The following is a 15099-nucleotide window of genomic DNA, read 5'->3' as shown; positions in this document are numbered from 1 at the left end:
CTAGCCCTTCCGTCCGGTGGCAGCGGCCAGTTCGCCGCGGGACGCTGCTGCTTCCGCAAGGATGCGGGCTGCAGTCGCGTGCCCCATTCGCACGGCCCCGTCCACATGCTGGTAGCCCGCGCCGGCCAGATCGGAGCAGGACCAATAAATCGGTCCCACCGGCGCCAGCTGGTCCTTGCCGTAGCGGGACAGCCCGCCCAGATCGTAGCTGGCGGCGTAGGCGCCGCGGGTCCACTCTTCGGATCCCCAATCCGACTCGTAGTAGACCACAGGATCCAGCGCCGCCGGGCCCAGGTACTCGGCAATGGCGGAGAGGATTGCGGCCTTGCGCTCTTCCGCGCTGAGCTCGAACATCGCGTCGGCTTTTTCATCGCTGACGAAGCCGACCAGGGTGCCGCGGGAATCCCCGTGGTTGGTGTTGTCGTAGACCTCCTGCACTACCGACCCGGCACCGAAGCAGGTGCCGGAGAGGCCATCGGCCCGCCAGAACGGGGTCTCATAGACCGCGTGGACCTTGATCACCAGGCCCAGCGACTGGTGCTGGTGCATCTGGTGCTGCCGGCGCGGCAGCGGCGGCTCAAAGGAAACCCGCGAATACAGGTTCGGCGGCACGGCCATCACGGCATAGCGCGCCTCCACGGTGACCCCGTCCGCGACGGCGGTCACGCCGTCGTCGCTCCAGCGCAGCGCGCGCACCGGAGCGTTCAGCAGTACATCCTCGCCCAGCTCAGCCGCCAACCGGACAGACACTTCCTGCATGCCGCCCAGCACACGCTTGTCCAGAATGAAGTCGTCGTCCACCAGGTTGCTGAACGAACCCGCCGACGCAGCCATCAGTACCGCCTGCAGCACGGAGAATGAATGCGCGGGCTTGGTCAGCATGCCGCCGGCCACGAACAGGCCGATGTTGTTGCAGGCTTCCTCATCAGCGGACTGCTGGCGCAGCCAGTGGTGGAAGGAGATGGTGTCCAGCTCACGCGCCCGCGGATGCGCCCATGGCTCCTCGGCGCCGACCTCGGCCGCCAGTGCGTCCAGCAGGCCGATCAGCCGGTTCATTTCCGCCTCGGTGGAGTCGCTGACCGGGAACATGGCGCCGGTGTAGCGCTTGGCCTCGCCAGCGGGATCCAGGTAGACGCTCTGCCCCTCGCGGTAGCGGCTGTAGGTCTCCAGGCCCAGCTCCTCCAGCAGCTCCAGCAGGGCCGACTGGTCCGGCGACACCCACTGGCCGCCGATCTCAAGCACGGCGCCGTCCACCACATCGGTCCAGGTGCGGCCGCCCACGCGGTCCCGTGCCTCCAGCACCGCGACGGACAGGCCTGCCCGCTTCAAATCGCGCGCTGCGGTCAGCCCGGAAGGTCCGGCACCGATCACCACTACGTCCCGCTTCAACTTGCTCACTGTTGTTCAACTCCCGTTCGTACTGCTGCGGGCCGCGGCTTGTTGCCGGCCTCCGCTTAAATGAACAGCATTCATTTAGCGACAACTGTAACCGGCGCCACAGGATTTTGAAAAGCGTTGCGTAGGATGGTTACACGGGTTGTACCGCCGCAGCCCCGAGCGGACAAGGAAGAGGAGTTTGTCGTGACAACACGCTCGGCGCGCGACGATGCCCCTGCCCCTCCCTCGAACGGACACCGACCGGCCGGCCGTCCCACCGAGAAGCTGATCACCAAGGAACTCATGACGACGGCGGCGCTCAGCTTGATCGAAGCGCGCGGCTATGAAGGACTCACCATGTCCGGCCTGGCCCGGAGCCTTGGCGTTGCACCCTCAGCGCTATACAACCATGTGGCCTCCAAGCACGACGTCCTGCTGCTGCTCCAGGACCACCTGATGGCGCGCGTTGATGTAGCCGGCTTTGCCGAGCTGGAGTGGACGGACGCCGTGCGCCGCTGGGCCTGGTCCTACCGCGACGTCTTTACTCACCATGCCCCGCTGATTCCGGTCATCGCGGTACTGCCCGTCACTGGTGCCCCGCACACGCTGGCCATGTACGAGGCCGTCGCCGCCGGCTTCCTGCAGGCGGGCTGGCCGGAGCCTCAAGTGGTGCCCGCGATCGTGGCCCTGGAGTCCTTTATTTTCGGTGCGGCCTTCGACGTGACGGCCCCCGCAGACATCTTCGAATCCGGTGAACTGGCCGAGGCCAACCCGGTGTTCACCTCCGCCGTGCGGTCGCAGGATCTCGGCGACACCGGCTCAGCCGCCGACGCCGCTTTCCAGTTGGGACTGGAGGCTCTGATCGCCGGCCTGCAGGCGCAGCTCAAAGCCGCCCAGTCCGCCTAAACTCAGCACAGCTGCCTGACGTCGACACAGCTGAGCCCGTCTCCCCTCACATCGCCATCGACTATTCAGATAACGCCCTTTTCAGGCTCGAAAAGGGCGTTATCTGAATAGTCGATTTGGGTGGGTGGAGCGGCGGCCTACAGCAGCCGGCGGGCTCCGTCGGCCGGGTGCACCGTGAACAACTCCGGTCGCCGGAAGCCGCCGGAAGCGAAAGCCCGCAGGACCGCGTCCCGCACCGCGCCGACATCACCCTCCGGGACCAGGGCGATGACTGAGCCGCCGAATCCTCCACCGGTCATCCGTGCGCCCAAGGCGCCGTTGGCCCGGGCGGTGTCCACGGCCAGGTCCAGTTCGGGACAGGAAATCTCGAAGTCGTCGCGCATGGAAACGTGGCTGGCTTCGAGCAGCGGGCCGATGGCGGCAGGCCCCTCGGCTCGCAGCGTCTGAACAGTCTCCACCACCCGCTGGTTTTCGGTCACGATGTGCCGGGCGCGGCGGAAGGTCTCGTCGTCGAGCAACTGCCGTGCTTCGGGCAGCCGGTCGATCGGCACGTCGCGCAGCAGCGGCACTCCCAAGGTTTCCGCTGCCCGGGTGCAGGAGTCGCGGCGGCTGGCATAGTCGCCGGTGGCGTGGGCGTGCGACACCTTGGTGTCCATGACCAGGCAGACCAGACCGGCGGCGTCCAGGTCCAGCGGTACCAGTTGCACTTCTTCGCTGCGGCAGTCCAGGAAGACGGCGGACCCGGCGGAACCGAACAGGGAGGCGTACTGGTCCATGATCCCGGTGGGGGCGCCGACCATCTCGTTCTCGGCCCGGCGTCCGACGCCCGCCAGCGTCCGCCTGTCCAGCGCCCGCCTATTCTGTCCCGCTCCGGCCAACCCCGCTCCGGCCACCCCCGCCTCGGCCAGCCTCTCCTCGGCCAGTTCGGCCAGGCCCACCGCGACGGCGCATTCCAGCGCGGCCGACGACGACAACCCGGCGCCCACCGGGACGTCGGAGTCCACCAGCAGGTCGAAGCCGGGCAACCGAACGCCGGCCTGCTCCAGCGCCCAAGCCACGCCCAGCGGATAGGCCGCCCAGCCGGTCACGCTGCCCGGACGCAGGTGCTCCAGGTCGGCTTCCACGGCCTCGGCCCCGGCCAGCGCGGAGGCCACCCGGACGGTCCGATCATCACGCACGGCGAGCGCCGCCGTCGTTATTTTGTCGATGGCAAACGGCAGCACAAAGCCGCCGTTGTAGTCGGTGTGCTCACCGATCAGGTTCACCCGTCCGGGCCCGGCCCACACTCCGGCGGGCGCGCCGCCGAACCGTGCGGCGAAAGCCTCGGCGGTGCGGGCGGCCAGGGCGCCGGAGCTCACGGCAGCGCCAGCGCTCACTGCCCGCTCCCGGCGACTGCGCCGCTCCCGGTGTCCGCATCATTCCCGACACCCGCCCCGCGCAGCGTCGCAGCCACCTGTTCGGGCAGGGTGTCGTTGATGAAGGCGCCCATCGCGGCTTCGGATCCGGCCAGATACTTGAGCTTGTCGGCGGCCCGGCGCGGTGAGGTCAGCTGCAGGTGCAGGTAGCCCGACTCGCGCAGCGCGGGGTCCACGGGCGCCTGGTGCCACGCGGCGATGTAGGGAGTGGGGCTGTCGTAAAGCGCGTCGAAACGGGCCAGCAGTTGCGGGTACAGCTCCGCCAGTTCGTCCCGCTCCGCGCCGGTGAGCCCGGCCAGGTCCGCCACCTGCCGGTGCGGCACCAGATGCACTTCCAGCGGCCAGCGCGCGGCGAACGGCACGTAGGCGCTGAAGTGCTCGCCCTCCAGCACCATCCGCGTGCCATCGGTACGCTCCTTCGCCAGTACCGACCCGGTCAGCGTCTCCCTCCCGCCGGAAGCCGTAAAGTGCTGCTGGGCGGCCGCCGCCATCACCGCGCCGCGCGGCGGCAGGTAGGAATAGGCATAGATCTGTCCGTGCGGGTGGTGCAGCGTCACGCCGATCTGCGCCCCGCGGTTCTCGAAGCAGAACACCTGCGCAATCCCGTCCAGCGCGCTCAGGGCCGCGGTCCGATGTGCCCACGCGTCGATCACGGTCCGCACGCGGCGGGTGTCCAGCCCGGCGAACGAGCCGGTGTGCGCCGAGGTGAAGGAGACCACTTCGCAGCGCCCGCCGGCCGGATAGGTCCGGCCCCATTCCGGCTGCTCCGGCACCGCCAGCAGGTCCGGACCGAGGGAGGGAAACCGGTTCTCGAACACGGCCACGTGATAGTCCGCGGCCGGAATTTCGGAGGCGTACTCTGGTGTGCTCGGGCACAGCGGGCAGGCGTCGGCCGGCGGCAGGTAGGTGCGGGTCTGCCGGTGCGCGGCCAGCGCCACCCACTCCCCCGTCACCACGTCGTAGCGCAGTTCCCCGGCGGGCGGCCGCTCGGGAAGATCCCGGGTGTCCGGCGCGGACCGCGGAACCGGCTGCGCGCCGTCGTCGAAATACAGCAGTTCCCTGCCGTCCGCCAGCCGGGTGCTGGTCACCGCGGTGACCGTTTGGCCTTCCGGAACGACGACGGCGGTGCCCGCCGTGGGCGCGTCTTGTTCCGTCACGCCGGCTCCCCCGTTCCGGCGGCCACCAACAGGTTGACGCCGAGTTCGGCATAGCTTGCGCGGACCTCGTCCGGGATGCCCGCGTCGGTGATCAGGGTGTCCACCGCAGCCAGCGGGACGATCGGGGCGAGGGCGCGGATGCCGAACTTGGTGTGGTCGGCCAGCACCACCAGACGGTCCGCCGACTCCGCGAGCGCGGCGTTCGTGTCCGCCTCGGCCAGGTTCGGTGTGCTGAGTCCGCCGTCGGGGTGGATGCCGTGCACGCCCAGGAAGCAGATGTCCACGTGCAGCGACCGGATCGCCGCGGTGGCAACGGGACCCACCAGTGCTTCCGACGGCGTGCGCTCGCCACCGGTCAGGATCACCGTCGCCTCGCCGCCGGTGGAGCGTCGGGCCACGTCCGCCCCGGTCAGCGAATTCGTGACCACGGTCAACCCCTCCAGTCCGGCCAGCAGGCCGGCCAGGCAATACGTGGTGGTGCCGGCCGAGATGGCAATCGTGGCGCCCGGCCGCAGCAACTCCCGTGCGGCCCGGCCGATCGCCAGCTTCGCCTGCCGCTGACGGCCCAGATTGACGCTGAAGCCCGGCTCCGCCTCCTGCGTGCCGCGCAGCCTGGTGGCGCCGCCGTGCACCTTGCGCAGCACGCCTTCACCGTCGAGCGCGTCGATGTCCCGCCGCACGGTCATCTCGGATACCCTCAGCGTGTGCGCCACTTCGGAGACGCGGACGGTCTCGCGGACGCTGAGTTCCTGCAGCAGGTAGCGCCGCCGTTCCGGTGCCAGCATGGACGGGCCTCCCACAGATCGATCAAATCCGCACTTTCTCCCTCAAAGTAGCACAGGAGAGCACAACGACGCCGGTGCCCCGCCTTCATGAGGCGGGGCACCGGCGTCGTTGTTTCCTTGCGCGGGCCTAGATGGCTAACAGCGGCTCAGGCCGCCTCCACGAGGCTACAGCCGCCAGATAACGCCACGCGGTTCAGTCCACTCGCGGCTGGACGAAACTGCACCGGCAACGCTTCAGTTGCGGTGTTTCGCTGCGCAGCTGACGCAGTACTGCGCTTCCGGCCTGATCTCCAGCCGTTCACGCGGAATCGTGTTGCCGCAGGACGTACACCGGCCATAGGTTCCGGCCTCCAGCCGGGCGCGTGCGGCGGCAATGTTGGCCAGCGCCTTTTCCGTGCTGACCAGCAGGGCTACCTCGCGGGCCCGTTCCAGTGTGGCCGTCGAACCTTCCGGGTCGTGTTCGTCGTCGGCCGGGATGTCGCGGGTCGCCGCAGTGACTTCCGCGATGTCCACGGTAAGACGTTCAACTTGTTCCCGGTCGGACGCCTCCCGCGCATCCAGCAAGGCAGCGAAATGCTCTACCTCGTCCCGGGTTAGCTGGTCGCTCATGCTGGCCTCCCATCGTCGCGCAGTCCGGCGGTTTCCGAACCGGAGTGCCCCTAGAATACGCCGTTGCCGCCGACGCGGCGCGGTCACCCGGTCAAAAGGCCGGGCGACTGCCGGGTCAGCCGTTGAGCTTGCCCGCCATCCGCTCGCGCATGGCCACGCTGGCGGAGTTCAGCCCGATGATCTGCACATCCTTTCCGTGGTGGCGGTACTTCTCGGTGATCGCGTCCAGCGCTGCAACGGTGGAGGCATCCCAGAGATGGGAAGCGTGCATGTCAATGACCACGCGGGCCGGGTCCAGCGCATAGTCGAACTGGGTGTAGAGGTCGTTCGAAGACGCGAAGAACAACTCGCCGTCGACCACGTAGGTAGCCGTTTCTTCGCCGTTCAGGTCCAACACCGTCCGCTCCACCGTCACCAAATGCGACACCCGGTTGGCGAAGAGCACCATGGCGGTAAGCACACCGAGGCCCACGCCAACGGCGAGGTTGTTGGTTGCCACCGTGGCGACGACGGTGACCAGCATGACGGCGGTCTCGCTCTTCGGCATCATCTTCAAGGTCGAAGGCTTGATGCTGTGCCAATCAAAGGTTGCCCAGGACACGAAGATCATCACGGCCACCAGCGCGGCCATCGGGATCAGCGCCACAACATCGCCCAGGACCACTACCAGGATCAGCAGGAACATGCCGGCCAGGAACGTGGAGATGCGCGTCCGGCTGCCGGAGGCTTTGACGTTGATCATGGTCTGGCCGATCATCGCGCAGCCGCCCATCCCGCCGAAGAAGCCGGTGATGATGTTGGCCGCCCCCTGCCCCCAGGACTCGCGGGTCTTGGACGAACGGGTGTCGGTGATGTCGTCTACCAGCTTGGCCGTCATCAGCGATTCGAGCAGCCCCACGAAGGCCATGGCCAAGGCATACGGGAAGATGACCTGAAGCGTTTCCATGTTCAGCGGAACGTCCGGTAGAAACAGTACGGGCAGGCTGTCCGGCAGTTCGCCCTTGTCCCCCACCGTGGGCACGGCGACGGACGCGAATACCGTGATCAGCGTCAGCACCACGATCGCCACCAGCGGCGCGGGCACTGCGCTGGTCAGCTTCGGCAGGCCAAAAACGATCACCAGCGCCAGAGCGGTCAGCGGGTACACCAGCCACGGAACGCCCAAGAGTTCGGGCACCTGCGCCATGAACACCAGGATGGCCAGCGCGTTGACGAAGCCCACCATCACCTGCCGCGGAATGAACCGCATCAGCTTGGCCACCCCGAGCAGCGCCAGCAGCACCTGGAACACCCCGGCCAGGATCACGGCGGCCACCAGATAGTCCAGCCCGTGGCTGTCAACCAGCGGGGCGATCACCAAGGCCACCGCACCGGTGGCCGCGGAGATCATCGCCGGGCGCCCGCCGAGGAACGCGATCGACACCGCCATGGTGAACGACGCAAACAGTCCCACCCGTGGATCGACACCGGCAATGATGGAGAAAGCGATGGCTTCCGGGATCAGGGCCAGCGCAACCACCAATCCGCCGAGCACTTCCGTCTTCAGCAGCCGCGGCGATGTGAGCGTCCGCAGCACGGACTGGCGCTCCTCGGGGGTCAGGTCCGGCTGCGCGGTCGTGGTAGGCACCAGTGGGCTCCGATCTTCTTGCGGGGGACCGATCAATTCTACCGGCGGACCCCGACCACCAGGGCTGGATCCCCTGCCGCTGCCGCGCCGCCAGCGGTACCCTCGGTTTCAGGAGGTAACGCCATGGCAGCCGAACTTCAGACCGACGTGCTGGTCATCGGGGCCGGCCCCACCGGCCTCATGCTCGCCAACTGGCTGGCCAAGCTGGACATCAAGCACATCATCGCGGACGGCAAATCGGGCCCCACCCGGGAATCGCGGGCGTTGGGCGTCCAAGCGCGGAGCATGGAAATCTACGACCAGCTGGATCTCGCCGAGACGGTTGTGGCCGAAGGAAGCTTGGCTGAGTCCATCATCATTGGCTTCGGGCCGCGGCCGCGCGGCCGGATCCCGCTGGGTCGAATGGGCCGTGGCATCACGCCGTTCCCGGGTGTCATCTTCTACGAACAAAGCAAGAATGAAGAGTTGCTGCTGCGGAATCTGAAGGCACTGGGCGGCGAAGTGCTCTGGGAGCACCGGCTGGGCGAGCTGGACATCGCGGACGGCACTCCGAGCCCGGACCACCCGGTCCGGGCCAAACTAATAGGCCCGGACGGCGAGGCCGTGGTCCGCGCCCGCTACTGTGTCGGAGCGGACGGCGCCTCGTCCACCGTACGCACCAGCCGCGGCATCGTCTTCGAGGGATCCACCAGCCCGCACACGTTCTTCGTCTGCGACGCCACCGACGTCCACGGCCTGTCCCCTGGCTCGGTCAACATCCGCGCCGGCGTCGACGACTTCCTGCTGGGTTTCCCCATGGCAGGCCCCGGCCACGAGCGGCTCATCGGGGTGGTCCCAGATCCCTCCGTCAGTTCCCTGGGACCCACCAACGACGGCGGTGCGGAGGTTTCGGAGGAGGCCATCCGGCAGCGTCTGGCTCACCATTTCGACGTCGGCTACGGCGGCTCGAACTGGTTCTCCACCTACCGCGTGCATCACCGGATCGCCGGGCAGTTCCGCGACGGTCCGGTGTTCCTCGCCGGTGACGCCGCGCACGTCCACTCCCCCGTAGGCGCGCAAGGCATGAACACCGGCTTGCAGGACGCGCATAATCTGGCGTTCAAGTTCGCCGATGTGCTGAGCGGCAGGGCCGCGGACTCCTACTTGGACCGTTATCAGGCCGAGCGGCGGCCGGTCGCGGTGCGGCTGCTGCAAACCACGGACCGGGTGTTCGGGTTCATCACGTCGACCGCGCCCTGGGCCATCGCCGCCCGGAAGTGGGCCCTGCAGTTCCTGATTCCGGTGGTCACCCGGGTGGTGCCGCGGTCCCGGGGCGCTTCCCGCATGTTCGGCTACTTGTCGCAGACCCGGATCCACTACTGGATGAGCCCCGACGCGAAGGAAGCGTCCGGTGGCCGGCGCGGCAAGGTGGTGGGACGGCGGCTGCCCTACACCGGCAGCAACTTCGACACGCTGCGCAGCTTGCAGTGGCAGGTGCACTCATACGGTAAGCCGGGCCCCGCCGTCGTCAATCATGTGCAGTCGGCACTGGGACTGACCATGCACGTGCTGCCGCGCAACGGGAACACGACGCTGGATCCGGAGCAACTGTACTTGGTCCGGCCGGATGGATTTGTTGCGGCCCAGGCGGTGCCCAGCTACGCCGTGTCAACGTTCAGCCAGGCGCTGCGCCGCGGACGCCGATCGGTCAAAGTCTGACCGAATGCCAACTCCGGCGGAACAGCCGGCTAGACCTGCACGCCTTTGGGCACCACCATCATCGGGCACATTCCATGGTGCAGCACGGCCTGGCTCACCGAGCCGAGCAACAGGCCGGGAAAGCCGCCGTGGCCGCGGGTGCCCAGCACCATCAATCCGGCAGTGCGGGTGGCATGGATCAGCACCTCGGCGGGTTTGGTGAGGTAGAAGTTCCAGCTGGCATCCAGCTCCGGATAGCGACCCTGAACTTCGCCCAGCGCAGCGTCCAGTTCGGCTGTGACTTCCTCGCGGAACCGCTGCGCCCCTGCCGCATTGTCCAGCCAGAGCGAGTCGCGGTAGAACGGCGCCCGGGCGGACAGTATCCGCAGCGGGCTGGCACGCCGGACGGCTAGTTCGGCGGCTGCCCACAAGGCCGGATTGGAGCTGCCCGCAGCATCAACACCGACCACTACCTGCCCGGCGTAGCTGAACTTCTCGTTGGGGTCCGGCGGATGCAACCCCTGGTCTGTTCCGCCCTGTGGCGACGGGACCAGCCACGGCACCGGCCCCACGGGCAGGGCCGCAGCGGCGTCGTCGTCGACTTCAGCCGCCGTTTTCCCGGGTGTCCACCGCTCCGGCACCACTACTGTGGGACATTCTCCGTGGGCCGCCAGTCCGGAGGAGACACTGCCCAGCAGCCGGCCGGCGAAGCCGCCGCGGCCGCGCTTGCCCACCACGGCCAGCCCGGCGGATGCCGACTCGTCCACCAGCACCTCGCTCGGATCCCCGGAGACCACGTGCCCTTCGGCGCGCAGCCCCAAGGCTCCCGCGCGGTCCAGCGCCGTCTGCAGCACGCCTTCCCCGCCGCGCCGGGCGGTCGCCAGATACTGGTGGTCCACTTGCGGATCATCAACCCCGGCGGTCGAAACCACGGTGACCAGCCGCACCGGCCAGCCCCGGGACTGCGCCTCGGACAGCGCCCAGTCCAGTGCCCGGCCACTGGTTTCCGAGCCGTCGAATCCCACCAGGACGACCTCTTCCATGCCCCCACCCTAGGGGAAGCCGGCGGCGCTGAGTAGGTGTGGTGGCAACTAGGGACCCATGGGGGCGGCGGGCAGGCAGCAGGGGCACAGTCGCAGGGCGAGCGCCCCGTGAACCGGTCTTCTATCCGGCCAGCACCATGGCGAGCAGCCCGACCACGGCGGACAACACGCCAACCGCCGTGAGGATCTTGCCCAGCAGCAGCACGGTTTTGCCCGGCGGTTCAGGCTCGGATACCTGCCACCGGTCGGGCCGGCGGGCGTCGTAGTAAACCAGCACGTCCGAGCCGGCCGCCACGTCGGAGCTGGATCCGGTCGGGAAGACACCTTCCAAAAACCCGTGCCGGGTGTCGAACCAGCGCACGCCCCGGCGGCGGCCGTCGTCGAACGCCACGCCGTCGGCACTGTGCCAGCGGATCCCGGCCAGCCGCAGCACCGCGGCCACCAACAGCAACAGCACGCCCGGTACTAGCGCAGCCCACGTCAGCACTTCGGTCACCAAGCCGATGGACGTGGCAAGATCTGGCATGGACAGATCGTATGCCACCCGGCGGATTCTCCGGGGAAAATTTTGCTGAACATTGCACGGCCGGCGCAGCAACGACGACGGCGGTGCTGCAGCCGGCCGCCACTCCGGCCTCCACGCGCTCGCTGACGCTCGCTTGGTCGACCACCGTGCGCGCTAGGGCAGGCCGAGGATGCCGGCGAACACGTCCAGATGGTGTTCAAACAGGGACGCGGGTTCTGTGAAGGTTTCCCGCCCGTATTGGCCGAACACTTCGAAGCTCACGGCGCCGAAAAGCGCCGTCCAGACCAGTGCGCCGCGGGCCACCAGCTCGTCGGGAGCGGTCAGACCCATCTCCCGGCGGATGGCGGCGAGGTCACGGTGCAGGCCTGCTTCATGCTGCACGGCTTCATGCTCCACCGCTTCCTGCCGCGCCGGCTGCTGTCCGGCCCCCTCCGCTTCGGGCTGCGCCGTGATCGCACCTTCCCCGTAGGCGTCGTCGATAATCCGCACCAGCGCGGAGACCACCCGGATGCCGGGACCGGTGGTGCGCTCGGCCGGAGCCTGGTACCCGGGCACCGGCGACCCGAACAACAGGGCGTAGCGGGCCGGTTCCCGCAGGCCCCACTCCCGTACTGCTCGGCACAGCGCACGGAACCTGGCCCCGGCGTTGTGCTCTCCGGCAGCCGCGACCGCCTGCTCCACGGTCTCGCCCAGTTCGTTGTAGGCCTCCACCACCAGCAGGGTCAACAGCTCGTCCCGGCTGGCCACGTAGCGATAGACCGCAGAAGACACCACGCCGAGTTCACGGGCCACGGCGCGCAGCGATAACGCCGCAGCGCCCACCTGGCTCAGCTGTTCGCGGCCGATTCGGACGATGTCGTTGATGGTTTGCTCGCGGGCGCGTTCGCGCGGGGTGCCGGCCATGCCCTGATCCTGCCGCACTGGCGAGAGCACTGTCAACTTTCGAGAGCACTGCTCTTGACAAGCACGGCACCCGGGTCCACAGTAGTTGCCGAGAGCACTGCTCTCGGAATTGCCGAGACGCCCGTCGACGCCGCAACGAACCCGACTTTAACCACGGATAGGAACATCACCATGAGCAACCTCTACATCGTCACCGGAGCCGGCCCTGTTGGCACCACCGTCGCCGAGCAACTGGCCGGGCAGGGCCACCGCGTGCGGATCCTGACCCGCTCCGGCAGCGGGCCGGTCCACCCACTGGTGGAGCGCCGGTCCGTGGACGTTTCCCGTCCGGGCGAGCTGGACGAACTTTTCGCCGGCGCTGTCGCGGTCTTCCACTGCATCCACGGCAGCGCCTACAGTGCCGCTGCGTGGCAGGCCGAACTGCCGGCGGCCGAGCAGAATGTCCTGGCCGCGGCCGGACGGGCGGGAGCGGTGGTGGTCTTTCCGGAGAGCCTCTACTCCTACGACCGGCCGGATCAGGTGATGACTGAAGACAGTCCTCGCCGGGCCGACGGCGGCAAACGCGGCGTGCGCACTGCGCTGCTAGCCGGCCGGGCTGCGTCGACCACGCCCACCGTGAGCGTGGTGGCCTCGGACTTCTTCGGACCGCATGTGCTCAACGCGCATGCCGGCGAGCGCATGGTGCCGCTGGTGCTGTCCGGCAAGACCATCCGGGTACTGGGCAAGCCGGACCAGCCGCACTCCTTCACCTACGTTCCGGATCTGGCCGCTGCGATGATTGCCGCCGCCGGCAACCGGGAGGTATGGAACACGGTGCTGCATGCCCCGACCGTTCCGGCCGTCACGCAGCGCGGCATCGTCGAGGCGTATGCCCGGGCCGCCGGCACTCCCGCTCCCAGGGTCGGCTCCATCCCGGGCTGGCTGCTGCGCGGCGTGGGCCCCTTCGCCGCCGGAATGCGCGAACTGGCGGAGATGAACTACCAGTTCGAGCGACCGTTCGTGATGTCCTCGGCGCGGAGCGAAGAACTCCTGGGGCTCCAGCCGACTCCACTGGACCAGGCCGCAGCGGAGACCGTGAACTGGTGGCGCGGCCGCCTAGCGTCCCGGCAGGAAGCAGGCTCTGCCGCCTGAACCGGCCCTCCGCCGTCGTGGTTTCAGCGGATGGAGATGGTCCGCAGGTCCAGTTGCCGCAGCACGCGGTCAACGACCTCCGGATCCATGTCCGGTTCGCTGCGCGCCGCCACCACCTCCTGCCGGGCGGCATTCAGCGCAATCGTCTGGGCGGTGACCAGCACCTCGCGGCCCGCCTTGCGCGACTTCGGCTGCTTGCCTCCGGCAGCATGCAGCAGGTCGCTGCCCAGCCGGTGCATCCGCTGCTTGACCGCCTCAACTTTTTCCGCCGGCAGATCCTTCATCAGCTCGGAGTCGTGAAGCGCGGCGATGGCAGCCTCCTGCGCCCGGCCGGCCAAGACACGCGCCGCTTCATGTTCTTCGGTGCCGCCGTCCTGGGCCTTCAACACGCGCATCAACCATGGCAGGGTCAGGCCGGGCAGCACCAACGTGGCCAGCAGCACGGCGCAGGCAACCACAAGGATCTCGTGCCGGCCCGCGAAGGCCGTGCCGTCCGGCAACGTCACCGGGATGGCCAGCGCCAGCGCCAACGTGGCGAGCCCGCGCATGCCGCACCAGGTCAGGATCAGCACGTCCTTGGTCGAGGTCGGCGGCAGCGCGTCGTCCTTGCCGCGGGACAGCCACGCCAGCCCGGCCATCCACAGGAACCGCACCGCGATCACCAAGACGCACACGGTGACGGCCAGGCCGAGCATGCCGAAGACGGCGGTGCCTTCCTCCGCGACCACCTGCCGGATCTCCAGCCCCATCAGGCCAAAGGCCAAGCCGGTGGCCAGCAGTTCCACCACGTCCCAGAACGCCCGGCGGGTGACCCGCTCGGCGGCATCCTGCGGCCGGGAACGCCGTTGAATCTCCAGCGCGGTCACCACCACCGCCACCACGCCGGATGCGTGAAGTTCTTCGGCCAGGATGTAGGCGGCAAAGGGCACCACCAGCGTAATGGCACTGCGGGCCACCAGCGCCGTGACGAAATGGGTCATCATCATGGTGATCCAGCCCATCAGAATGCCAAGCGCGACGGCGATGGCGGCCCCCAGCAGGAAGTGGAGCAACAGTCCCACGCCGATGTCGCTGCCGGACAGTGACGCTCCCACAGCGGCCTGGAAGATCACGATCGCCGCGGCATCGTTGAACAGGCCCTCGCTCTGCAGCACCGTGATCAGCCGCCGCGGCATGTGGACGCGTCCGGCAACGGATTCCACCGCCACGGGGTCGGGCGGCGCCATCACGGCGCCCAGCGCAATGGCTGCCGGGATGCCGATGCTGCCGATCATCAGCCACGCCGCCCCGGCCGCCACCGCCGTGGTCACCGCCACCAGGGCCACCGCCAGCAGGACGATGGTGCGCCAGCGGATCCGGAAAACCGCCCAGGAGCTGCGCTGCGCGGTGGCGTAGAGCAGCGGCGGCAGGAAAAGCGGGAGGATCAGCTCCGGGACAATGTGGATTTGCGGAAACCCCGGAATGAAGGTCAAGGCAACCGCCAGCAGCAGCATCAGCACCGGGTAGGGCAGCCGCAGCCTTTCGCCGAGGCCGACGGCCACCACCGTGGCAAAGAGCAGTCCGATAATGAGTGCCAGTTGGTCCACTGTCCCGCTTCCGTCGAGGTGGTGCTGAGGATGAGCCGGGTCTGTGGACGCGGTTCCGGGTGCTCCAAATCTACAGCGCCGCACCGGACGCCCGCAGGCCCTGAACCTCAGCCGGGATGGGCCCTTGTGGCCAACCGGTGCCGGTGAGAAAGTGATTCCATGCCCACCGATGTCGCCCCCGTGAGCCGTGAGCTCAGCGGAAACATGCTGCTGCCCGGCGGGGCTCGGTCCCGCCTGCCGGCAGCGGGCCGGTCCGCGACCGCGTCCACGGGCAGGTCTAAGTCGATGTACCGTCGCAGTATGGTCCCCCACTGACACCTGCGCCGCCGCCGTCCTCACGGCAGCGCCTGCAATTCC

Annotated in this window: 13 protein-coding genes; 3 read left to right on the top strand and 10 right to left on the bottom strand. The window is 68.4% G+C overall.

What is annotated here, in order from left to right:
* Positions 1-1398 carry a flavin monoamine oxidase family protein gene (locus AC5RW2_RS14590; RefSeq protein ID WP_493963329.1) on the bottom strand — a complete coding sequence of 466 codons (1398 nt, stop codon included), beginning with the start codon at positions 1396-1398 and terminating at the stop codon, positions 1-3.
* A gap of 183 nt (positions 1399-1581) precedes the next feature.
* Between AC5RW2_RS14590 and AC5RW2_RS14585 the strand changes: the two genes are divergently transcribed.
* Positions 1582-2283, top strand: a complete 702-nt coding sequence (locus tag AC5RW2_RS14585; RefSeq protein WP_493950910.1) for a TetR/AcrR family transcriptional regulator C-terminal domain-containing protein — start codon at positions 1582-1584, stop codon at positions 2281-2283.
* Positions 2284-2420: 137 nt separating this feature from the next.
* Here AC5RW2_RS14585 and AC5RW2_RS14580 read toward each other — a convergent pair whose 3' ends face one another.
* From AC5RW2_RS14580 to AC5RW2_RS14560, 5 genes are all read right to left on the bottom strand, one after another.
* Positions 2421-3659 carry a galactokinase gene (locus AC5RW2_RS14580; protein WP_493963328.1) on the bottom strand — a complete coding sequence of 413 codons (1239 nt, stop codon included), beginning with the start codon at positions 3657-3659 and terminating at the stop codon, positions 2421-2423.
* Complete coding sequence (gene galT, locus AC5RW2_RS14575) at positions 3656-4855, bottom strand: galactose-1-phosphate uridylyltransferase (RefSeq protein WP_493963327.1); 1200 nt, start codon at positions 4853-4855, stop codon at positions 3656-3658. The genes AC5RW2_RS14580 and galT overlap by 4 nt, the downstream gene beginning before the upstream one ends.
* On the bottom strand, positions 4852-5640 hold the full coding sequence (locus tag AC5RW2_RS14570; RefSeq protein WP_493963326.1) for a DeoR/GlpR family DNA-binding transcription regulator: 789 nt from the start codon (positions 5638-5640) through the stop codon (positions 4852-4854). The genes galT and AC5RW2_RS14570 overlap by 4 nt, the downstream gene beginning before the upstream one ends.
* 234 nt (positions 5641-5874) lie before the next feature.
* Positions 5875-6249 carry a TraR/DksA family transcriptional regulator gene (locus tag AC5RW2_RS14565; protein WP_493963325.1) on the bottom strand — a complete coding sequence of 125 codons (375 nt, stop codon included), beginning with the start codon at positions 6247-6249 and terminating at the stop codon, positions 5875-5877.
* Positions 6250-6364: 115 nt separating this feature from the next.
* Positions 6365-7876, bottom strand: coding sequence for a SulP family inorganic anion transporter (locus tag AC5RW2_RS14560; RefSeq protein WP_493963324.1), 1512 nt, complete (start codon positions 7874-7876; stop codon positions 6365-6367).
* 123 nt (positions 7877-7999) lie between these two features.
* Here AC5RW2_RS14560 and AC5RW2_RS14555 point away from each other — a divergent pair, with 123 nt between their 5' ends.
* The gene (locus AC5RW2_RS14555; RefSeq protein WP_493963323.1) at positions 8000-9574 is read left to right on the top strand and encodes an FAD-dependent monooxygenase; all 1575 of its coding nucleotides are present in this window, start codon (positions 8000-8002) and stop codon (positions 9572-9574) included.
* A 29-nt stretch (positions 9575-9603) separates the two neighbouring features.
* On the opposite strand, the gene AC5RW2_RS14550 is transcribed toward AC5RW2_RS14555, so the two are convergent.
* From AC5RW2_RS14550 to AC5RW2_RS14540, 3 genes are all read right to left on the bottom strand, one after another.
* Positions 9604-10596 carry a universal stress protein gene (locus tag AC5RW2_RS14550; RefSeq protein ID WP_493963322.1) on the bottom strand — a complete coding sequence of 331 codons (993 nt, stop codon included), beginning with the start codon at positions 10594-10596 and terminating at the stop codon, positions 9604-9606.
* A 121-nt stretch (positions 10597-10717) separates the two neighbouring features.
* Positions 10718-11122: a hypothetical protein gene (locus tag AC5RW2_RS14545; protein WP_493963321.1), complete on the bottom strand. Its 405-nt coding sequence runs from the start codon at positions 11120-11122 to the stop codon at positions 10718-10720.
* 153 nt (positions 11123-11275) lie between these two features.
* A complete protein-coding gene (locus AC5RW2_RS14540) occupies positions 11276-12025 on the bottom strand; it encodes a TetR/AcrR family transcriptional regulator (RefSeq protein ID WP_493963320.1) in 750 nt (249 codons plus the stop codon).
* Positions 12026-12196: 171 nt separating this feature from the next.
* On the opposite strand from AC5RW2_RS14540, the gene AC5RW2_RS14535 reads away from it, so the two are divergent.
* Positions 12197-13156, top strand: a complete 960-nt coding sequence (locus AC5RW2_RS14535; RefSeq protein ID WP_493963319.1) for an NAD-dependent epimerase/dehydratase family protein — start codon at positions 12197-12199, stop codon at positions 13154-13156.
* Positions 13157-13179: 23 nt separating this feature from the next.
* On the opposite strand, the gene AC5RW2_RS14530 is transcribed toward AC5RW2_RS14535, so the two are convergent.
* Positions 13180-14742, bottom strand: coding sequence for a cation:proton antiporter (locus AC5RW2_RS14530; protein ID WP_493963318.1), 1563 nt, complete (start codon positions 14740-14742; stop codon positions 13180-13182).
* Positions 14743-15099: the final 357 nt, after the last annotated feature.

It is taken from the genome of Arthrobacter sp. B0316-1-20 (assembly GCF_059091865.1).
Note: the sequence above shows the minus strand (reverse complement) of the source record. Positions and strands in the feature narration are given on the sequence as shown.

Excerpts from the sequence above, each read along its gene's own strand:
- AC5RW2_RS14570 (WP_493963326.1), bottom strand. The coding sequence starts at position 5,640 with ATGCTGGCACCGGAACGGCGGCGCTACCTGCTGCAGGAACTCAGCGTC.
- AC5RW2_RS14565 (WP_493963325.1), bottom strand. The coding sequence starts at position 6,249 with ATGAGCGACCAGCTAACCCGGGACGAGGTAGAGCATTTCGCTGCCTTG.
- AC5RW2_RS14555 (WP_493963323.1), top strand. The coding sequence starts at position 8,000 with ATGGCAGCCGAACTTCAGACCGACGTGCTGGTCATCGGGGCCGGCCCC.
- AC5RW2_RS14550 (WP_493963322.1), bottom strand. The coding sequence starts at position 10,596 with ATGGAAGAGGTCGTCCTGGTGGGATTCGACGGCTCGGAAACCAGTGGC.
- AC5RW2_RS14545 (WP_493963321.1), bottom strand. The coding sequence starts at position 11,122 with ATGCCAGATCTTGCCACGTCCATCGGCTTGGTGACCGAAGTGCTGACG.
- AC5RW2_RS14540 (WP_493963320.1), bottom strand. The coding sequence starts at position 12,025 with ATGGCCGGCACCCCGCGCGAACGCGCCCGCGAGCAAACCATCAACGAC.
- AC5RW2_RS14535 (WP_493963319.1), top strand. The coding sequence starts at position 12,197 with ATGAGCAACCTCTACATCGTCACCGGAGCCGGCCCTGTTGGCACCACC.